Below are 19,019 nucleotides of genomic sequence, written 5' to 3' on the forward strand. Positions count from 1 at the left end.
TTACACTTAACATTCAGCATTGAACATTTAACGCTTATCCCCGACAATCACCTCAAAAGCAGTAAGCTGCCGCGATAGGTATGGCCTTCGGGTTGAGTAAGAATTTGGTAAACATAATTGCCGGATGGCAGTGAAGTACCGTTGTATAGGCCGTCAAAGGGTTTTCTGTTATTTTTAGAGAAAGAATAAATGGCATGGCCCCAGCGGTCAAACACCTGAATTTCAACATCGGGAAACTCTTCCAGCCCTTTAGGTTCCCATAGATCATTGACTCCGTCTCCGTTGGGTGTGAAAGCATCAGGAATGTATACTCCATGCACAATACCAATCGTGATGGTGTCTTTGCTTATACATCCATTTGTGCCGCTGACGGTCAATTGATAAGTGGTTGTTTGATCAGGGTCGGCGTAAGGACTTGAAACGGTAGAAGAAGACAAACCAATGGGGGGCGTCCATTGAAAGTTAAAATCGTTTGCTAATACATTGTTTTGATTAAGCTGAACACCACCAATGGAAGAAATGAATTGGTCGGGCCCCAACTCAAGGGCAGGGGAAGAAAGAACGGTGGCTGTTTGCTCGGCAGTTCCCACCACGCAGGCCTTGGGGTCGTCGAGCAGGTAGGCAATTTTATGTGTTCCTGCACCTGCCGATTTGGGGGAGAATTTGTTGGCAGTTACCCCATTTCCACTAAATTTTCCTCCCACCGGCGTACCTTCCAACTTTACCAAACTTGTATCATTGCTGCACTTAACAGGGAGGGCCTGCATGATCACTTTGACGCTGCTGTCGGCTTTGATGAGAAAAGTCTTAGACTCACCTTTGCAACCGTTTTGGTCTATTACTTCAACGGTATAGTTACCTACCTGCGTTACCTTATAGGTTGAATCCGTGGCGGAGGCAATGGCCACAGTGTCGCGACGCCATTGGTATTTAACAAAAGGTTCTGACGTAAGTGTTGATAATTTTAACGAGCCGCCGGGACATAACAGGCCGCTTGGAACGGATGATTCGATTAAAACTTTGGGGTTGGGTACAATCGTGATGAACGCCGGAGGTGATGTACTCGGGAAACACGACTCCTTTTTGGTTAATTGAACCGAATAGGTACCTTCTTCTTTTACCACCAATGTGGAGTCTTTTTGGCCCGCAATCACTTTCCCATCTTTAGACCATTCGTACGTAATGTTGGGCTGATTGGCGCCGGCATTGAGTTGAACCGACTTGCCATCACATACTCTGGCCGAAGCAATGACGGCAGGCTTATTCACCTGACTGACGCGAATGTTGGCGGGTGGCGGCGGGGGGCAATCATCTACCTGAATTTGATACTCACGGTAAATCTCACTCAACGGCACGCCATTGCGGCTGTGTTTAACTATAAAGCCAATCGAGTATACGCCTGCTTTGAGCGGTCTGGCGGAAATTTGCAGATCGGCTAATCCCTGTGGACTGATAAAATACGTAACAGGTACCAGAAAATTGCCGCCCGGCAACATTTGGCTCTCTGAATACCCTGCTTTCCAATCCACACTTCGATAAGGTGCAGTCCCGTTTAAACCGCCCATGAGTGGCGCTGTATTTTGCACCATAAGGGTGTAATTGGTTCGATTGAGCGTGCTTACAAGTGGGACGGCCTGAATCTGTAAACTGAAATTTGCTTCGACGTTGGTACAGAAGTAGTTGTAGGAATCGGGTGCCCATTGTGGAGTGATTTTTCCGGGTTCGGAAGCATCAAAATATTCCCAGAGGTACTGGGGCGAAAACCAATGATAAAGTACAATTTGGGAAGAGGCAACGTTGTTGGTAGGATTCCGATTGCCCACAGGATCATTAATGATGTAATAGCCGTCAGGGTCGGAAAAAACAGTGGGTTTAAGGATGAGATTTTGATTGTAACGGACAAAGAGATAATCTGTTTTGCTGCTTTTATTACAGGAAAATGCTGATTTACTGCCGCTTATGTCACTATTTTTGTCCGCAAAGAATTCCTGAATGAATGCATTGTCTTTTTTTCGATAAATACCAAAACGGAGCCTGTTGGGAAGTGCATCATAGCCTGCTTTATCAGCAAAAAAGGTGCAACCAATGCGATAGGAGTATGCTTCCGGAGTCTGACCCTGAATTTGGCGGTCGATTTGCCCTCCATAGATGCGCTGGGCCTGCGTCTCCACACACAGCCAAACCAAAGCAAAGGCCAAAAAAATAAAGTTGCGCATCCGTTGATTCATAAGAGCGAATGTCAAATTTAACAAAAAAAGAAAACAACACGGAGGATTTAGTAAAGTTAAAAATAGAATTATTGGAAGGTTAGTTGTAAAAAAAACGTAAAATTTGCAACCAAAAGCCATTCATTAACGATAGTCATGCAACGATTAGACCTTCATTTTTATCAAAAATACGATACGCTGACATTGGCAAATCGGCTTTTGGGCAGCGAACTCGTGCACGATAGCCCTGAAGGCCGCACGGCCGGCATCATCGTAGAGACGGAAGCATACCTTACCGACGATCCGGCTTGCCACGCCTATCGAAAACAAACAACGCGCAACGCCGCCATGTTTGGCCCTGCCGGTTCGGTCTATGTGTATCTGATCTATGGGATGTACCACTGTGTCAACATTGTCAGTGCCGAAGAAGGGAAAGGCGAGGCTGTGCTGATCCGTGCCTTAGAACCCACCGAAGGCATTGGATTGATGGAAAAACGCCGTGCGGCAAGAAAAGGACACGGCAATTTTACGATTCGAGAACTTTGCAACGGTCCCGCAAAGTTGGTGCAGGCAATGGGAATTACCCTCGCCGGTCACAATGGAACTTCGCTGTTGGATGATGCCTCGCTCTTTATTATTCCGCCAAAGCATACCGATTTTGAGGTAGTGACCACTACGCGAATCGGAATCACACAGGGCGCCGATCTGCCTTATCGGTTTTATATCAAAGGGAATCGGTTTGTGAGTAAAAGGTAGGAAGGCTATAAATAGTTTACGCTCATCAATTTCAGCTCATTATCAAAAGTATAAAGCCTCGGAGAACCCGTCGCGATGTTTACCTCTGCGATAGCCTCAGGGCTGATATTTTCCAGATACATCATCAAAGACCGAAGACTGTTGCCATGAGCCACAATCAAAATAGTTTCCCCGGCTTTTAATTTGGGTTCAATTTCCTGTTTATAATAAGGCACCGTTCGGTTAAAAGTATCTTTTAAACTTTCGCCATCGGGCGGACATACATCGTAGCTTCTCCGCCAGATCTCCACCTGTGCATCGCCGTATTTTAAGGCTGTTTCCGCTTTATTCAGCCCCTGCAAACTTCCGTACCGCCGTTCATCAAAAGCCGCAATTTTGATAACGGGAATGGTCGTTTGCTTCAATTCTTCCAAAACAATTTGCAATGTTTCCTGAGCCCGTTTCAACATGGATGTATAGGCCGTAGTAAATGTAATATTCTTTAGTTTTTCGCCGGCACGCTTGGCTTCTTCTTTCCCCAAAGGAGTAAGTTCAACATCCGTATTTCCCGTAAAACGATTTTCTAAATTATAGGTAGATTGTCCATGTCTGATGAGCGTCAATAATGCCATACTTTTGCTGATATTATGTATTCCTGCCTGAGAAGAGACAACGAGGTCCCGATGGAAATAATGTGTGAATGATGTAACTCTTTTAAGTAATTATGTAATGCTTGCTGAAGCTAAAAAGCTCACTTTTGTGTAATTAATCAAGTCTGCATAATTGTAAAAGTATGAATAATACTTCTCACTTTTTAACAAAGATTTTCGGTTAGTGTTTTGACACACCTTTATAAAATTAGTACAAACTATGGTAATATTAAAAAAAATAGGCATTTGGATGGATTCCGAAACCGCTCATTTAATGGAGTTTACCGACGAGTCACTTCAGACGGTTACCGTTGAGTCAAAAAAAGATACGACATTGAGTAACAGCGAAAACCTGATGCACAATAAAGAACAGCAGCATCAATCTGAATACTATAAAAAGCTGAGTGACGCGATCAGAGAGTATGAAGATGTATTACTTTTTGGACCAACAAATGCAAAAGCCGAGCTGTTTAATTTATTGAAGGCAGATCATCATTTTGATAAGATAAAAATCGAAATGCTTCCGGCTGATAAAATGACGGAAAATCAGCAATATGCATTTGTGAGAGAGTATTTTTCGAAAAACTAATTTCGACCTGACAAGGAAACTTAAAGAAAGCTTCGATATACCCGCGAAGTAAATTAAAGGGTACTTTTTTAAAAGCAATTAAAATGAAAAAAAACATCTTAACATTGGCCGTATTCACTATGCTGGCGGGTACAATTTTAACAAGCTGCATGACGCCTGCTCAAAAGGTAAAAAATGCGCAAAATAATGTCAAAGAAGCAAATGTAGATTTAGACAAAGCAAACAGGGAGTACTTGGCGGATGTTGAAAATTACAGGAAAGAAACGGCGGCTAAAATTGCGGCAAATGACTTGGCCATTGCGGAATTTAATACAAAAATAGAAAATGAAAAAGAAGACGCGAAAGCTGATTATACAAAGAAAGTAGCTGTGCTGAAACAAAAGAACATCGACATGAAAATGAGGATGGATGATTATAAAGTAGACGGCAAAGAAAAATGGAAAATGTTCAAAACCGAATTTGGACATGATATGGATGAACTGGGCAAAGCCTTTAAAGACCTGGTAGTTAAAAATACAAATTAATCTTAGCTCCGGCCCTGATTATTGAACAAAATTAATTAGGGGCCGGGGCACTTTGCCTAAGAAATACCTCAATCCTTCTGCTATTGTTTCAGCATTGAAACTTTTGTTTAAAGCTTCGAATTTTGCCACTCCGTGTTTTCGATCAGACGTACCAGTTTGCCGGAAGAAGAAATTTCCTTGATAGCTTCCAAGTGTCGATTATGATGCATATCGCTCCCCAAAAACGAGGCGTGTTTTTGTTGGATCAACTGTTGTCCAATGGCTTGGGTATGTTTTCCATAATACCCGGTCAGAGAAAGCAAATTGACCTGTAGCAGACAGCCAAGCGACTTGATGCGTTCAAAATCGCTCATGGACAAGTAGTTATAGCGCTCAGGGTGCGCCAGAATGGGAATGAATCCCTGGGCTTGAATTTTAAAGATCGTATTTTCGTAATTAAGCGTCGGGGCTACGTACGACATTTCGATGAGTATGTATCGATTGGCAATGGGAATCAGTTGGTCATTTTCCAAAAGTGTATCAAAGCCATCGTCCAACATGTATTCGGCCGATGCTTCCAACTTTATTGTCAGCCCTGCCGCAACCGCTTCTTCATTTACTTTGGCGGCAAGCGCCTTTATGTCGGCCGCTTTGTTGGGATATAATTCCCGCATGACGTGCGGCGTAGTAATTACTTTTTGATACCCAATTTCCTGCAATTGCGTGAGATATTCCATCGTCGTAGGCATATCGGGGCTTCCATCGTCGATTCCGGGCAATAAATGGGAATGCATATCAGTTGCCAACCATTTAAAAATTCGATGCGTTTTTCCGGAAAATAAACGTTGAAATAAAGACATAAGTTAGAAGGAATTGTATTTGTCAGGTAAAAAATGGCAGTCTTTGAATATTCTGATAACCAAGTGTATGACAAAGAAAACGAAAGGATGAAATTACAACAATCTTACGAAACTTCGGGCACTTGTATAATAATTATACCTTATTTTTAGAGTCGATGATAATCGTTACCGGTCCATCGTTGAGCAGAGAGACTTTCATATCGGCACCAAATTCGCCCGTTTGAATGGGTTGCCCCAATTCCGCCGAAAGTCGTTGGATCATTTGCTCATACAAAGGAATGGCTACCTCGGGGCGAGCTGCTTCGATAAACGACGGACGATTGCCCTTTTTTGTATTTGCATAAAGTGTAAACTGACTGATAAGCAAGATATTCCCTTCTACTGATTTAAGGTCAAGGTTCATTTTTCCATCGGCGTCGGAGAAGACCCGCAGCCCGATGATCTTCTTAGCCAGCCATTCCAAATCTTCGTTGGTATCGGTATGAGTGACACCTAAAAGCACTAAAAAACCCTGTTGAATCTGCCCCTTTACGTGACCTTCAATGGTAACGGAAGCCTCGCTTACGCGTTGTATTACTGCAATCATTACGGATAAAATTGTGGACTGCAAAGTAAAGGCTAAAATCGTATTATAAGAATGAATTTTTGGGATAGGTCGCTGAAAAATAAAGCTCAACGCCCGATATGGATTGAGAACGCCGGAGTTCACAAAATAGCTGTATTTTGCGAGCTTAACGGAAAACTCATCGTGTGAAGACTTTAGTTGCTTTTTTTCTCTCTTTTTTGGGCGGTTTTGCCCATTCACAAACATTTACCGGCAAAGGTGGAAACCTGAATGATTATGCCGGAATATATGCTCGGCAAAGTTTTAAATTGACTATCATCGGATTGCCAACGAAGGTTGACAGTACCTTTGGTTTGGAAGCTGTACTGCTCACCTTGCACCACGAAAGAGTAAGCGACCTGAAAATTACCCTTGAAGCCCCCGACGGCACAAGTATTTGGTTGACCAATCGCAATGGAAAAGAGGCGGGTAAACATTATATACAGACTCGCTTCTCTCAATTTGGGAAAAATGGCCGGATCAGTGACGGAAAAGCTCCTTTTACGGGCGATTTTGTTCCTGATGGTCGTTTGGATTTTATCAACAACGGGCAAAATCCCAATGGCGTTTGGACTGTATTGGTCGAAGATCTGAAAAAAGACATTGTGGGAAGGCTTGATTCTGTGCAATTGATTTTCAGTAACAAACCGGCGTCAATTAAAAATAATGCAACATGTCGTTGCCCAAACGGTGAAGCAAACTGTGAATTACTGCCCGACATGGTCATTGTACCGCTGTTTACGCAGAATCAGATTCAGGAATATCCCTGGAACCACAAAGTATATCCGGGACAATTACGATTTGCGGCCTCTATTGCCAATATCGGCGTAGGACCATTGGAAATAGTAGGAACCAACGAATGGATATGCGGTGACCAAAAAGTGGATACTTGTTTGGTCTGCCCCGATGGCAGCATGAGCAGGTTAAAGATCAAGCAAAGAATTTATTCGAAAAATGACGAAGAAATTGTGAGCAGAGACCTGTCGGCAGGAACGATGTACATCGAAAACCTGCCGGGCCACAATCACTATCATGTAGACAATTGGGTGGAATTCAGGTTGTTAAAAAAAGAGGGTACTAAAAGTAGTATAGTGGCAAAAGGTAAAAAGGTGAGTTATTGCCTGTATACGACGGGTAGCTGTTATAATAAAGATGGATTGTGCGCCATTGACGGTAAAAATTATGGTGAGACGATGCTCAATTTTGGAATGGGCAATTATGCCACCTGTGACTATGATAAACAGGGCATCAGCGTTGGCGGCTTTGATACCTATGGAATGCTCTATGAAGGGCAATTCATTACGCTCCCTAAAAACTTAAAAACGGGCGATTATTTTTTGGAAATAGAAGTAGACCCCAACCACACGTATTTGGAAAGCAACCGCAGCAATAACGTTTTTCAAATGAAATTCAGAATTGAAAAGCAGGAGCGGAAAGAAGGATAACGACCCATTATTTTTTATACTTCAGCATCCATTGATAAATGTCGTATTTATCCTGTTTTTCGTACAGCCACTGAATACCGTGACCGTCATTTTCCAGTTGGGTGTAGGTAATAGTGGCGTTGCATTTTTGCAATGTCCTGACTTTTTCATCCGTTTCTGAGATCGGCACTACCTCGTCGGCCGTGCCGTGGAAGGTCCAGATGGGAGTATTTTTTAACCGGCAAATACGGGAGGTATTGCTCTGCCACGCACACAGCGGAACCAATGCCGCAAAGGTATCGGGGTGATCTTTAGCCACTTCAAATACCCCGCCACCGCCCATACTGATGCCCGTCAGATACACGCGTGAAGGGTCAATGCGGTACTTCGTTTTCAGTTCAGCGTATAGGGGTTCAAACCAATTATCGGTGTACCATAATTTACCGTTCGGGCATTGGGGCGAGACGATAATAAACTCAAACTCCCGCCCTTTGTCAATGACATAAGGTAGGCCGTAACTTTTCAGTTTGTTCAGATCCGTTCCCCGATGCGAGCTGCCGTGGAGGTAGATTATGACCGGGTAGTTTTTGGTGGTTGAAGCGTAATCTTTGGGTAAATACAACAAATAGGGGTAGTTGGCTTTGGGTTTGGATTGGGAAAATGTGCAGAACACCGGCAATAAGCAAAGTAATAACAAAATTGATAGTTTCATACGGTATTGATGCTTCTTTCGGGAGTTAAAATGATTGTGCCCTGTTTGAAGAAAAATTGAATACTTTACCTGATTTACTTACTACACAAGGAAAATTAACTACTGCATCTTCAGTTGGAAACTCCCAATATTTAGTGCCATATAAAGCACTAAAGGCATAAAGTTTTTTATCGTTGCTTCCAAAATAAACTATGCCGTTAGCAACTACACATCCTCCTATTTCACCATTTGTTTCAAATTCCCATTGGATTGTGCCGGTTTGGCTGTTCAATGCATAAAACCTGTGGTCTTTGTTATTTATTCTATCAATACTGCTGAAATACACTAAATCATTCGCTACCGTTGGCGTTCCCACAGAACCTGAGGTTTCAAATTGCCATTTCAGTAAACCCGTTTTAGCGTCTAATGCATATATTTTTTTTGTATCAGTACCAAAATATAAAATCCCGTTTGCTAATGTGGGAGAGCCGGGTTCAGCATTTCCGATTGAAAACTCCCACCGTTTGTCTCCACTTTCCGCATCCAGCGCGATGACTTTTTTTGTACCGCTCCCAAAATAAACAACTCCATTCCCAACGACCGGAGAAGTATGAGTGCCCAGTTCATTGATAGTTGTAACATACTGCCATTTTTTTTCTCCTGTTGTGGCATTAAACGCAAATAAAGAACGATCCATACAAACATATAAAGTTCCATTGACGACGATAGGCGTAGAACTGCCTGCTGCCTGCCCTATAGAATAAGACCAGATTTCTTTTCCGGTTTTGGCATCTAAAGCTGTAATGCCTGTTGCTATAAATATGAATCCTGCCGCCGTATACACTACATTTTTCTGAACCAATGGAGGAACACCTGATGAACCAATGGCTCGGGATGAATACTCCCATTTTTGTTCACCCGTTTTAGTACTTAAAGCAATACATTTCTGAGAAGTTTGCGTAAATAACAGATCATCTTCTACACTGACCGATGAAAAGGTGGCATTTTTGCTTTCTGTAACCCACCGTTGCGTTCCGGTTTGGGCATCAATTGCATAAATTTTCTCTCCGCTTCCTAAATAGATAACATCATTAGTATCGCCGGGAATGTTGATAGGTTTAGAACAGGAAGAAATAATGATGATAATAAATAAGAGATACTTTCTCATAATCGTTGGCTGATAGGATATTCTTTGTCAAGTTACCAAGAAAAGGAAAACCGGGTATTTGGTGTCAAAAGAAAGTTATCAAAAGGTCAAAGAAAAAAGCCGAGCTACAAAAGTAGCCCGGCGTCGTCATGGTTAAGAAAACGGGAAAGGAATTAATTTTCTATGGTTTCGGCTGCGGGAATAACACCCAACTTTTGCCCAACTTTTGTAAAAGCAGCTACCGCTTGTTGAAGGTGCTCCGGCTCGTGTCCGGCCGAGATCTGCACCCGAATGCGTGCTTTGCCTTTGGGAACAACAGGATAGAAGAACCCGATCACATAAATGCCTTCTTCCAACAATTGCTTGGCAAATTCCTGTGCCAATGGCGCATCGTAAAGCATAATAGGCACAATGGGATGTTCGCCCGGCAAAATGTCAAATCCGGCAGCGGTCATGGCTTCGCGGAAATAGCGCGTGTTTGTTTCGAGTTTATCGCGCAAAGCGGTAGAATTACGCAGTAATTCCAATACTTTGAGCGAAGCGCCTACAATGGAAGGAGCTAAAGTATTGGAAAACAAGTAAGGGCGCGAACGTTGGCGGAGCATTTCCACGATCTCTTTGCGCGCCGCCGTAAACCCACCCGACGCCCCGCCGAGGGCTTTTCCGTACGTGCCGGTAATGATGTCGATGCGTCCCAAAACGTTTTTGTGCTCGGGCGTTCCGCGACCGGTTTTGCCCATAAAACCGCTGGCGTGGCATTCGTCGACCATCACCATCGCGCCGTATTGGTCAGCCAGATCACAGATCTTATCCAATTGGGCAATGGTGCCGTCCATTGAAAATACACCGTCGGTCACGATCAACTTACGACGGCACGAAGCGGCAGCCTGAAGTTGGGCTTCCAAATCGGCCATGTCGTTGTTTTTGTAGCGAAAACGTTTGGCTTTGCACAAACGAATGCCGTCGATGATGGAGGCGTGGTTAAGCTCGTCGGAAATAATGGCATCTTCTTCGCCCAATAAAGGCTCAAATACCCCACCGTTGGCGTCGAAAGCGGCGGCGTACAAAATACAGTCTTCGGCACCGACAAACTCGGCCGTTTGACGTTCCAATTCTTTGTGAATATCCTGCGTTCCGCAAATAAACCGCACCGACGACATGCCGTAACCGTGCGTTTCAAGGGCTTCGTGCGCGGCTTTGACCACTTCAGGGTGCGACGAAAGTCCTAAGTAATTATTGGCGCAAAAATTCAACACCTCGCGCCCATCCTGCACGGCAATTACCGACGATTGGGGAGAGACAATGATGCGTTCAGATTTGTATAAGCCGGCTTCTTTGATAGCAGCCAGTTCTTTTTGAAGTTCTTCTTTGACAGTTCCGTACATGGTTTCAGATGGTTACGTGGTACAGTTCGGTGAGGTGTGAGATCATTTCAGCCGTCATTTTGGGGAGATCAAATGCCGGTTTCCAGCCCCATTCTTTTCGCGCGACCGAATCATCAATGCTTTTGGGCCATGAATCGGCGATGGCTTGTCGAAAATCAGGCGTATATGTTACGTTAAAATCAGGATAATAGCGCCGAATAGAAGTCGCCAGTTCGGCAGGTGTAAAGCTCATTCCTGCCAGATTGTAAGAGGTACGTACGGTAATATTTTCGGCGGGGGCTTCCATTAATTCAAGCGTGGCGCGGAGGGCATCGTCCATGTAGATCATGGGCAAAAGCGTATCGGCGGACAAAAAACAATCGAAATCATGGCCTTGGACAGCCTCGTGGTAAATAGCTACGGCGTAGTCGGTGGTACCGCCGCCGGGCATGGATTGGTAACTTATAACGCCCGGATAACGCAAAGAGCGAACATCCAACCCGTAGCGTTTGTGGTAATAGACCGACCAGTTTTCAGCGGCTACTTTGCTGATGCCATAGACCGTAGCGGGATCTAAGACGGAAGATTGGGGTGTTTCGTATTTAGGGGCGTGTTCGCCGAAAGCGGCAATGGAACTTGGGACAAAAACCTTGCTGAGGTTACACGTTCGGGCTACTTCCAACACATTGAGCAACGTTTGCATGTTGAGATTCCATGCCCACAGCGGGTCGGCTTCTCCCTTGGCCGAAAGTATGGCGGCTAAGTGATATATCTGGGTAACACGGTGACGTTGAACGATTTCAGCCAACGCAGAGGCATTGGTCGCATCGACTATCTCAAAAATAGCTTCCTCGTTTCCCGTTCGACGTACGTCGGTGGCAATGACATTCCCAAATCCGTACATGCTTTGCAGGCGTGGTAAAAGTGCCGTGCCGATCTGCCCGTTGGCACCGATCACTAAAATGGTTTCGTGCTTCATGGTCAATGGTGTTGAGTAACTGATTTTGGGTAAAGGAATGAAGTGTAATTCGCTGCACAAAAGTAAATAAGCCGTTAGAATTAGTAAAATAATGCCATAAAATCAGTTAATTTTGTGGTTATAATACAATAATGAAGTTAATTTTATTGAATGGTATTAAAAGAAGATAGGATAGAAAGAAAAATTTTCGGCAATGGAACAACTCGACGACATTGATAAAAAACTGCTGCGCCTTTTACAGGCCGACGCCAAGCTCACCACCAAAGAATTGGCCGCCACACTGGGCCTGACGCTGTCGCCTGTCTATGAGCGAATTAAGCGATTGGAAAACCTCGGTTTTATCAAACAATACGTAGCGATTCTGGACAAAGAATTGTTAGGCCAACCCATCACGATCTTTTGTCAGGTATCGATGCGCTACCACGACAAAGCATTCATTGAAAGTTTTGAAAAGGAAATTCAGAAGTTGGAAGAAGTACAGGAATGCTACCACATGGCGGGACAAGTGGATTTTTTGTTGAAGATAAATATGGGAAGTTTGGACGAATACCACGGTTTTGTACGTAACAAACTCTCGAAGATCGAAAATATAGGTACCCTCAACAGTACTTTTTCATTGAAAGTAATTAAGCAAAGTTTGGGGTATCGAGTAGGATAGAAAGGGGGAGGGTATGGTCAGGTTATAGTCACGAAATGGTCATAATGTGGTCGTCTAACTGCCTCGGAGAGGCTTAACCTTTGTAGAAATGGTTTATAGCTGAGGTATTTAGGCTTCGGAGAAGCCTAACCTTGATGCCTTTATTATTGTTTTTTTACGAACAAACTTTGCTTTCAATTGTTCAAAAATGCCATTATATATTTCCTGATTTCCTGCCGTTGTGCTTCGTTTGCACTGTCGTCCATGTTGTTGTGAATGGTGTTTGGGAGTTTTATGATGGCTATTCCAAACTTTTTCATCTCTTCGTCAGTTGGTAAAACGCCTTCGTCAGCCGCTTGATCGCTTGAACGTAAAGAATACACTTTCGGCTTTTTTGCCTTTGGCAGCGCCATTCTTCGGTTGTCCAATGTGATGATTTTATCGACGATATCCGGATATTTTTGCGGAAATAAAGCCGTCATGTCGCCGCCGTTAGAATGGCCGATGAGCGTAATGTGTTTGAAGTCCAATTCAGGATTTGTTCTTTTCAAATCGTTAATGACAAACAAAATGTTATCCGCGCCGCGATCCCAGAAGGGACGTCGTACCACTTGCGGAATGCCGGTCAATGGCAGTAGTCCGTCCGTTGAAAGCTCATGCTGAATGCTTGCGACAAAGTAACCTTTTGAGGCCAAATAGTCGGTCAAATACGAGTATGCCACATTGTCTCCGCCTTTGTTTTGACCATAGCCGTGACTGAAAATGACAACTTTCGTCTTGGAAATTTTCTTAGCTGTTTTTGGTTTATAAATCGCCAACGGAATGCTGCGCCGGCGTGCCTGATCAAACAGGTTAAACGTATCTGACTTTGTTTCATAAGTTAGGTCATTCAACCTATTTTCAGTAGGTTTTTTAGTTGACAGACAGCTTGTTATCAGTAAGAAAAGCAGTGCTGATAAATAATTGTTTTTGTTCATTTTAAGTTACAGAGCCTTACCTATGATCTTTTTTGGTGTAGAGTTTCAAGATAATGTACATTGGTCATGATGCCCAAAATATTGCCGAAAGGGTCAACCACCGATGCCGTCACAAAACTTCCCTTCCCGCCGCTATGGTCAGTAATGGCTTGATAAAGTGTTGCTCCCAAGGAAATCAGTCGATCAAGGGTCGTTTGTAAATTATCAACGTGCCAATAAGCGATGGCACCGGCAGGGCCTTTGCCGGCGTCTGCGGGGGCAAAAGCACTGTCAATGATACCCAATTCATGCTGAAAATCGCCAATCCGAAACTCGGCATAACCGGGCATATTGAAGTAAGGTTCAATGCCTAAGAATTCGGTGTACCATTTTTTTGCGGCCTGATGGTCAGTGGCATAAAAGCTGATAGTTGCCAGACCCCGTAATACGTGTGATTGTGCCATTTTGATGCTTTGTTAAGTGATTGATTTCTAACCTTCACAAAGGTAAAACAGCACTATGACAGCCCTATGTCAGGGGTGAATTTGTTTTTTCAGGAATTTCAAAATACTCCTGTAAAAGGCGATATTTTATAGCTCAGTTTTCGACTCCGACGTTGGCTCTTCTCTTTCTACCGTAATGGCACATTCACCGATCAAAGCAGCTACTGCTCCGATTGCGGCGAGAACAGGCGCAAAAACTGCCCCTACTACTCCGAAAGTAAGGGGAAAGGTCATAAGTTCATGGCCGGACTTATCATGAATAATTATTTTTCTGATGTTGCCTTCCTCAATCAACTCTTCTACTTTTTTGAGGAGGTTTTCGCCATGAATAGTGAACGTTTCTTTGAATGTATTTTCCATTTTCAGTAAGCTGTTAAGTGAGTTTTATAAGTTGATCACCGAGTATCGGTTATTTTTCAACATAAAGATAGGGCTAATCCCGACTGTAACGACAACATAAAAGTCAACGTTTAAAATGATTATTGTCGGTTTCTTTCTCTATTTTTTTACAGTTGATGCCTTTGTTGGTAGCGCTGACTTCAATATGAATGCTTATACTTTCACCTTGGTTTGTGTCTACACCTACTTACGATTACTATAGGCGTAAATTTTTGCTTTAAAAACTTAAAACTTTAGGTATATGGAGACACCGACCAATAATTAGTTTTCAGTTTGGAATATAAGGGCCGCCGGTTTCGCCCCACCCCCATTTGGGCATTGGTTCATTGGTTTGCATGGGGTTTTCGGTCAATTGGGAATTAATGACGGCAATGCGAGTGCCCCATTCCAGGTAGCCTACAAACGCGGAACGAAATTCGGGATCGTCCTTCAGCCCTACTTCATCGGCTGTTTGCAGCAGTAACTGAACCCATCGTTGCCGTTTTTCTTCGGTCAGCATTTTTCCTATGTGCTTCCCCACCATTTTTGCGTGGCTTCCTCCGTCTTCGGTCGTGTAAAGCTTTTCTCCGCCAAAAACTTCGGCTACAAAATGAGCAACGTGTTGGATGTGGTCAGGCGACATATTTTTAAATACTTCTCCCAGCAGGTCGTCTTTCAAAACTTTGCCATAAAATCGGGCAAACAATGTTTCAAAGGTTTGCCTGTCTCCCGCCCATTCGTACAATGTAGGTGTTTCTTTCATTTTAGTTAGGCTTGTTTGTAAAATAGTCCCACGCTGCTCTTGATATATCTGCAATTATCTTTTCGTTGGTCGCCGCATTTTCTTTTGAGGCTGTCACAAAAACACTGATAAAGAAGTGTTGCCCGTTGGGTAAGAAGACAATCCCGATATCGTTCACTGCGGCCGTTAATCCTTCTTTATTAACTCCGGAAGAACCTGTTTTATGCGCTACAACGGTATTTTTAGGCAATTGCCCTTTTAATCGGTCTTTGCCTGTTTCCGTTTTTTTCATTACGTCCCAAATAAAGCTATGGCTTTTTGTGGATAATAACTTTTTTCTGTTGTAATAAAAAGACGTTAATACTTCGTTAGCTGCTTTGGGCGTTGTCCAATTTTGAAATTGCAGCTCCCAATTAGCCTGCATCACTTCTTCATTGATTTTTATGGATATATTTTTAAAGTTATTCTTTCTGAAATAATCTTCCACCGCTTGGGGGCCGCCAATAAGTTTTAATAATTTCTCACACCCAACATTATCACTTTCAGCAACCGTAGGAGTTAAAATCTCAGCCATTGTCAGCGTGGTTCCCTGAGGGTATTTTTCTCTGATCGGGCTGTAAAGATCGGGTAGGAGGTCTTGCTTCTCAATTTTTATTTTTTGATCAAACGAAAATTTCCCTTTGTCAATTTGGGATAATATCGCCAACGCAATATGCAATTTAAAGACACTTTGCATTGGAAAATGTCCATTCCCATTGATGGACAGCGTATCCTTACCGTTATTCCCCATAATGGCAACGCCGACAACCGCATGTTTTGTCGAAACGATTTGCTGTATTTTTTGCCGTAATGCCGCTGTTGATTGGCAAAATGTCTTGCAGGTAATACATAGAAATAACGCTAAGTGAGATGGTTTGGTCATATTTTGTTTTGTCTGTTGATGAATGCTGAAGCGAGTTCGTGAGTTTTTCGACGGTTATGCGTTTTTGGGCATTAGTCCCTTGATTGATTGTGCAGTATTTCCTTTTCTTTTTTTGAAAGGCTATCTATTCCTTTTGAATTGATCTTGTCCAAAATCTTATCTAATTTTTTTTGATTTTCATATTTTTGATCGTGATAACGGTCGTCAATGTTTCGATAATTCTTTACATTAAATGAAAATCCCTGAATATAGATCCAATCGGGCCTTTTCAAGATCAAAATAATAAAAATAATTGCAGGCAAAGCAATAGCTCCCAATGCCCAGTAGTTGGTTTGCAAAACAGAAGGATACAATCCAACAGTAGTCAAAAGCCCAACCAAGGTGCCTGCTAAGTGAGCATCGTGGCCAATATTGTCATTCAACGACTTAATGCCATAGATGCAATAAAGAACATATACAATACCATATATCCAGGCGGGAAATGAAAATGGGAAGAAAAGAGGGGTAATATTGATGTATGGAAAAAGACCGATACTCGCAAAAATAACCCCGCAAACTGCCCCGGATGCTCCTACGGCCACATATGTCGAATCGTGTCGATGAATATAGAGTGCCAAAAGATTGCCTCCGATAAGACTTGCGAAATAGATGGCAAGAAACTTTGCGCTGCCCATGATAATTTCAACAGTACCGGTGAAGGCATAAAGCGAATACATATTGAAAATATAATGCCGCCAGTCTACGTGTAAAAAACCAGATGTAATGAGGCGGCGGTATTCTTTAAATACCGTCACTCGTTCAATTTCAAAACTGTATTTGTGGAAGAAGGGATAATCTTTGAAGCCTTTGTACGATGTAAGGCCGGTAAATAAAATAATAATAAGGCTGACGGGAGACATTAAGGTGATAAATTTGGCCGGTAATTTATGGTTTACTTTGGTAAAGGCTGCGTAAATTTACTATAAATCATTCATTTCAAAAACGGGAAAATGCGCTAATTTAATTTCAATTTCGCTACCGCAAGATTTGAATTTGTACTGTAAAATCCGACGTATACAATATTGTTTTTTAGTACAATGTAACCGAAGTTATCTGTTAGAAGCGACGAATTAGTTTTCAAAAAATTATGGACGATCTTATCGCCCTCAAATACAACGATACCATGTTTGCCCCAAGCCATCCAAACCATTTCGTTATTGTCTATGACAAAATTCTGCATTCCTGAGGGCGGAAAACCGGCAGTATTTTCACTCGAAAATCGTTGGAATACACCATTTTTAAATTTGGTGAGATTACTCCAATCGCTGATCCATACCGTACCGGTAGCGCTGATATCAATATGACTGCTTATACTACCGGTTGTAACAGGTTTAGTGAACTTCTCAAACGTGCCATCGTACTTATACAAAAATGCAGTGGTATTGAGGTAGAAAACACCTTTATACTGAGTAAAGTTGAGAATGGTGCCATCGCTGACGGTCAGTACTTTTTGCCATTTGCCTTGTACAAGTTTGTAAAGCGAAGCATTGACGGAGCAATAAAGACTATTGTCAAGTACTTTAAGAAAGCCGGCGTTTTCAAAGGCTATATCGCTGTTTTTTGAATTTAAAAGCGTGGTATCTCCAGCCGTGATGGCAATTAGACCGGCGGTTGAATTAACCCAAACAGTATTGTCCAATTCAACGATGTTCCCCATTTTTTGGGTAGGGATTTTTGAACCGGGTTTGTTGAATACATACTCTTTTCCATTCTGATACGTACTTAGGTAATAACCGGGACTTGATATTATTCCCCAAAAAGCCCCGTTTGCAGTAACTTCACGAAGGTCGAGCCGCATAGGAAGGATATTTTCCCACTGATTTGAGAGTTTTGCAATGTCGTCTTTGGTAGGTCTAGCCTTTGAAATGGCGGCTGTATACGTCTGCTTGGTACCGTCTTCGGCGGTAATAGTGTACATTATCGGTTTGCTGAAATCCTGTACGGCTCCCGAAGCGGGAGAAATTACTGCGCCCAAAGAAATAGAAATGGTAGGAGCAAGGGCACTTGGGTTGGTTGAGTAAGGAAGTTCGGCAATGATGTTATGGTTGATAGTGTCAATGGAGGCTATAATCGCGGGAGTTAATGAATTGAATACAAAAGTGAGCATTTGCTTTGCGGAACTTTTGGCAACGGTTACCCGTACCTCAAAGCTTTTAGTGCTGCCATCTTCGGCAGTAACGGTGTAGGTTATTGGTTTGGAAAAATCCTGTGCCACTCCCGAAGCGGGAGAAATCGTAGCCTTTTCGGAGATAACAATGGACGGGATTAACCTACGGCTATCTGTGCCTATTGGTAAAGAAGCCGTGATTAACTGTTGATTGTTGTCGATGATTGCACGAATGGCGGGAGTCAATCCCTCAAAGGAAAAGGAAGTGATCGAATTGGCACTGCTTTTGGTAGGCTCTGCCGGATCTTTGGGACAGGCAAATAAAAATAAGCAAAGAATGATATAAAGGTAAGTGTGGCGTGAAAAAAACGCAGACTGAAAGAATTTAGGCATTGGTAAATTGGCCGAGGTGATGATACCGTTTAGGAAACGACAAAAATAGAAAAATCTGCTAAACTGTAAAAAAACGAATTTGGCAGGCCATGTCTCCACGGCCTACGGTTTATCTTGATCGATTTTTAGTTGGAATAGTATGGCAGTCGTCTGTTTTTGGCAATAATTCCATTTTGCAAGTATGCTTGTTGACCCGCAGTTTTATTTTATCTATGATCATTATTCAACAAAATGCCAGCAAACACCTGCAATATCAATGATATTCACTTCTTTGCCGTAAGGTTGCTGCGTTACTTCTCCGATGCGAATGCCGAATTTCTCCGGTAAATTTTTGTCCATAACGTAACTTCTGAATTGCGCTGCATTATCAATGTTTACGGTCAGCATAAAGTTTTGCGCAAATTCGAGATTGTCAAATCTTTGTAGAATAAATTTGCAACCGTCTCTTTCAAAGCCAACATAGTCTGAATCTTCCCAGCTTATCTTAAACCCTAACGCTACAAATAACTGCTTCGACTTTTCAAAGTCCTTTCCTGATGGAACAAATGGTTGAAGCGATATAAATTTCATAGTTATTTAATTTTATTTA

At 42.7% G+C, this 19,019-nt stretch carries 21 protein-coding genes; 5 read left to right on the forward strand and 16 right to left on the reverse strand.

All coding sequences use genetic code 11. The annotated features are described in order from the left end of the window. Positions 1-47: 47 nt before the first annotated feature. Positions 48-2,228, reverse strand: a complete 2,181-nt coding sequence (locus ACQY73_RS33950; protein ID WP_428659236.1) for a gliding motility-associated C-terminal domain-containing protein — start codon at positions 2,226-2,228, stop codon at positions 48-50. 135 nt (positions 2,229-2,363) lie between these two features. Between ACQY73_RS33950 and ACQY73_RS33955 the strand changes: the two genes are divergently transcribed. After that, positions 2,364-2,963 (forward strand): DNA-3-methyladenine glycosylase, encoded by a 600-nt coding sequence (locus ACQY73_RS33955; protein WP_428659239.1) that lies wholly within the window; start codon positions 2,364-2,366, stop codon positions 2,961-2,963. A gap of 5 nt (positions 2,964-2,968) precedes the next feature. On the opposite strand, the gene ACQY73_RS33960 is transcribed toward ACQY73_RS33955, so the two are convergent. Continuing rightward, on the reverse strand, positions 2,969-3,574 hold the full coding sequence (locus ACQY73_RS33960) for a 2,3-bisphosphoglycerate-dependent phosphoglycerate mutase (protein WP_428659242.1): 606 nt from the start codon (positions 3,572-3,574) through the stop codon (positions 2,969-2,971). Positions 3,575-3,812: 238 nt separating this feature from the next. Between ACQY73_RS33960 and ACQY73_RS33965 the strand changes: the two genes are divergently transcribed. Continuing rightward, positions 3,813-4,181 carry a hypothetical protein gene (locus ACQY73_RS33965; RefSeq protein WP_428659245.1) on the forward strand — a complete coding sequence of 123 codons (369 nt, stop codon included), beginning with the start codon at positions 3,813-3,815 and terminating at the stop codon, positions 4,179-4,181. An 83-nt stretch (positions 4,182-4,264) separates the two neighbouring features. Then, complete coding sequence (locus ACQY73_RS33970) at positions 4,265-4,705, forward strand: hypothetical protein (protein ID WP_428659248.1); 441 nt, start codon at positions 4,265-4,267, stop codon at positions 4,703-4,705. 107 nt (positions 4,706-4,812) lie between these two features. Here ACQY73_RS33970 and ACQY73_RS33975 read toward each other — a convergent pair whose 3' ends face one another. Both ACQY73_RS33975 and dtd read right to left on the reverse strand, forming a co-directional pair. Next, positions 4,813-5,544 (reverse strand): tyrosine-protein phosphatase, encoded by a 732-nt coding sequence (locus tag ACQY73_RS33975; protein WP_428659251.1) that lies wholly within the window; start codon positions 5,542-5,544, stop codon positions 4,813-4,815. A 133-nt stretch (positions 5,545-5,677) separates the two neighbouring features. Continuing rightward, the gene (gene dtd / locus ACQY73_RS33980; RefSeq protein WP_428659253.1) at positions 5,678-6,130 is read right to left on the reverse strand and encodes a D-aminoacyl-tRNA deacylase; all 453 of its coding nucleotides are present in this window, start codon (positions 6,128-6,130) and stop codon (positions 5,678-5,680) included. A gap of 164 nt (positions 6,131-6,294) precedes the next feature. Between dtd and ACQY73_RS33985 the strand changes: the two genes are divergently transcribed. Next, positions 6,295-7,593 (forward strand): lysyl oxidase family protein, encoded by a 1,299-nt coding sequence (locus tag ACQY73_RS33985; protein WP_428659256.1) that lies wholly within the window; start codon positions 6,295-6,297, stop codon positions 7,591-7,593. 7 nt (positions 7,594-7,600) lie between these two features. Here ACQY73_RS33985 and ACQY73_RS33990 read toward each other — a convergent pair whose 3' ends face one another. From ACQY73_RS33990 to ACQY73_RS34005, 4 genes are all read right to left on the reverse strand, one after another. Next, complete coding sequence (locus ACQY73_RS33990; protein WP_428659258.1) at positions 7,601-8,284, reverse strand: alpha/beta hydrolase-fold protein; 684 nt, start codon at positions 8,282-8,284, stop codon at positions 7,601-7,603. Between the two features lie 25 nt (positions 8,285-8,309). Further along, positions 8,310-9,431, reverse strand: a complete 1,122-nt coding sequence (locus ACQY73_RS33995) for a PQQ-binding-like beta-propeller repeat protein (protein ID WP_428659261.1) — start codon at positions 9,429-9,431, stop codon at positions 8,310-8,312. A gap of 152 nt (positions 9,432-9,583) precedes the next feature. Beyond that, a complete protein-coding gene (gene kbl / locus ACQY73_RS34000) occupies positions 9,584-10,795 on the reverse strand; it encodes a glycine C-acetyltransferase (RefSeq protein WP_428659264.1) in 1,212 nt (403 codons plus the stop codon). A 4-nt stretch (positions 10,796-10,799) separates the two neighbouring features. After that, a complete protein-coding gene (locus ACQY73_RS34005; protein ID WP_428659267.1) occupies positions 10,800-11,753 on the reverse strand; it encodes an NAD-dependent epimerase/dehydratase family protein in 954 nt (317 codons plus the stop codon). 193 nt (positions 11,754-11,946) lie between these two features. On the opposite strand from ACQY73_RS34005, the gene ACQY73_RS34010 reads away from it, so the two are divergent. Then, positions 11,947-12,411: an Lrp/AsnC family transcriptional regulator gene (locus tag ACQY73_RS34010; protein WP_428659270.1), complete on the forward strand. Its 465-nt coding sequence runs from the start codon at positions 11,947-11,949 to the stop codon at positions 12,409-12,411. A gap of 173 nt (positions 12,412-12,584) precedes the next feature. Here the strand turns inward: ACQY73_RS34010 and ACQY73_RS34015 are convergent, their stop codons facing one another. The 8 genes from ACQY73_RS34015 to ACQY73_RS34050 all read right to left on the reverse strand — a co-directional run bounded on the left by ACQY73_RS34015 (position 12,585) and on the right by ACQY73_RS34050 (position 19,000). After that, positions 12,585-13,283 carry an alpha/beta hydrolase family protein gene (locus ACQY73_RS34015; protein ID WP_428659273.1) on the reverse strand — a complete coding sequence of 233 codons (699 nt, stop codon included), beginning with the start codon at positions 13,281-13,283 and terminating at the stop codon, positions 12,585-12,587. Positions 13,284-13,387: 104 nt separating this feature from the next. Further along, positions 13,388-13,810, reverse strand: a complete 423-nt coding sequence (locus tag ACQY73_RS34020; protein WP_428659276.1) for a VOC family protein — start codon at positions 13,808-13,810, stop codon at positions 13,388-13,390. Positions 13,811-13,936: 126 nt separating this feature from the next. Continuing rightward, a complete protein-coding gene (locus ACQY73_RS34025; RefSeq protein WP_428659279.1) occupies positions 13,937-14,209 on the reverse strand; it encodes a DUF4342 domain-containing protein in 273 nt (90 codons plus the stop codon). Positions 14,210-14,516: 307 nt separating this feature from the next. Beyond that, complete coding sequence (locus ACQY73_RS34030) at positions 14,517-14,990, reverse strand: group II truncated hemoglobin (RefSeq protein WP_428659282.1); 474 nt, start codon at positions 14,988-14,990, stop codon at positions 14,517-14,519. 1 nt (position 14,991) lies between these two features. Then, positions 14,992-15,891 carry a class A beta-lactamase, subclass A2 gene (gene bla / locus ACQY73_RS34035; RefSeq protein WP_428659285.1) on the reverse strand — a complete coding sequence of 300 codons (900 nt, stop codon included), beginning with the start codon at positions 15,889-15,891 and terminating at the stop codon, positions 14,992-14,994. 71 nt (positions 15,892-15,962) lie between these two features. After that, positions 15,963-16,790: a rhomboid family intramembrane serine protease gene (locus tag ACQY73_RS34040; protein ID WP_428659288.1), complete on the reverse strand. Its 828-nt coding sequence runs from the start codon at positions 16,788-16,790 to the stop codon at positions 15,963-15,965. Positions 16,791-16,885: 95 nt separating this feature from the next. Then, on the reverse strand, positions 16,886-18,430 hold the full coding sequence (locus ACQY73_RS34045) for a DUF5018 domain-containing protein (protein ID WP_428659290.1): 1,545 nt from the start codon (positions 18,428-18,430) through the stop codon (positions 16,886-16,888). A gap of 219 nt (positions 18,431-18,649) precedes the next feature. Beyond that, complete coding sequence (locus ACQY73_RS34050; protein WP_428659293.1) at positions 18,650-19,000, reverse strand: hypothetical protein; 351 nt, start codon at positions 18,998-19,000, stop codon at positions 18,650-18,652. Positions 19,001-19,019 lie beyond the last annotated feature (19 nt).

The sequence above is a fragment of the Runella sp. genome (genome assembly GCF_965279615.1).
GTDB lineage: Bacteria > Bacteroidota > Bacteroidia > Cytophagales > Spirosomataceae > Runella.

What these genes read in the sequence shown, in the direction of transcription:
- ACQY73_RS33950 (WP_428659236.1), bottom strand. Translation starts at nt 2,228, where the DNA reads ATGAATCAACGGATGCGCAACTTTATTTTTTTGGCCTTTGCTTTGGTT.
- ACQY73_RS33955 (WP_428659239.1), top strand. Translation starts at nt 2,364, where the DNA reads ATGCAACGATTAGACCTTCATTTTTATCAAAAATACGATACGCTGACA.
- ACQY73_RS33960 (WP_428659242.1), bottom strand. Translation starts at nt 3,574, where the DNA reads ATGGCATTATTGACGCTCATCAGACATGGACAATCTACCTATAATTTA.
- ACQY73_RS33965 (WP_428659245.1), top strand. Translation starts at nt 3,813, where the DNA reads ATGGTAATATTAAAAAAAATAGGCATTTGGATGGATTCCGAAACCGCT.
- ACQY73_RS33970 (WP_428659248.1), top strand. Translation starts at nt 4,265, where the DNA reads ATGAAAAAAAACATCTTAACATTGGCCGTATTCACTATGCTGGCGGGT.
- ACQY73_RS33975 (WP_428659251.1), bottom strand. Translation starts at nt 5,544, where the DNA reads ATGTCTTTATTTCAACGTTTATTTTCCGGAAAAACGCATCGAATTTTT.
- dtd (WP_428659253.1), bottom strand. Translation starts at nt 6,130, where the DNA reads ATGATTGCAGTAATACAACGCGTAAGCGAGGCTTCCGTTACCATTGAA.
- ACQY73_RS33990 (WP_428659258.1), bottom strand. Translation starts at nt 8,284, where the DNA reads ATGAAACTATCAATTTTGTTATTACTTTGCTTATTGCCGGTGTTCTGC.
- ACQY73_RS33995 (WP_428659261.1), bottom strand. Translation starts at nt 9,431, where the DNA reads ATGAGAAAGTATCTCTTATTTATTATCATCATTATTTCTTCCTGTTCT.
- kbl (WP_428659264.1), bottom strand. Translation starts at nt 10,795, where the DNA reads ATGTACGGAACTGTCAAAGAAGAACTTCAAAAAGAACTGGCTGCTATC.
- ACQY73_RS34005 (WP_428659267.1), bottom strand. Translation starts at nt 11,753, where the DNA reads ATGAAGCACGAAACCATTTTAGTGATCGGTGCCAACGGGCAGATCGGC.
- ACQY73_RS34010 (WP_428659270.1), top strand. Translation starts at nt 11,947, where the DNA reads ATGGAACAACTCGACGACATTGATAAAAAACTGCTGCGCCTTTTACAG.
- ACQY73_RS34020 (WP_428659276.1), bottom strand. Translation starts at nt 13,810, where the DNA reads ATGGCACAATCACACGTATTACGGGGTCTGGCAACTATCAGCTTTTAT.
- ACQY73_RS34025 (WP_428659279.1), bottom strand. Translation starts at nt 14,209, where the DNA reads ATGGAAAATACATTCAAAGAAACGTTCACTATTCATGGCGAAAACCTC.
- ACQY73_RS34030 (WP_428659282.1), bottom strand. Translation starts at nt 14,990, where the DNA reads ATGAAAGAAACACCTACATTGTACGAATGGGCGGGAGACAGGCAAACC.
- bla (WP_428659285.1), bottom strand. Translation starts at nt 15,891, where the DNA reads ATGACCAAACCATCTCACTTAGCGTTATTTCTATGTATTACCTGCAAG.
- ACQY73_RS34040 (WP_428659288.1), bottom strand. Translation starts at nt 16,790, where the DNA reads ATGTCTCCCGTCAGCCTTATTATTATTTTATTTACCGGCCTTACATCG.
- ACQY73_RS34045 (WP_428659290.1), bottom strand. Translation starts at nt 18,430, where the DNA reads ATGCCTAAATTCTTTCAGTCTGCGTTTTTTTCACGCCACACTTACCTT.
- ACQY73_RS34050 (WP_428659293.1), bottom strand. Translation starts at nt 19,000, where the DNA reads ATGAAATTTATATCGCTTCAACCATTTGTTCCATCAGGAAAGGACTTT.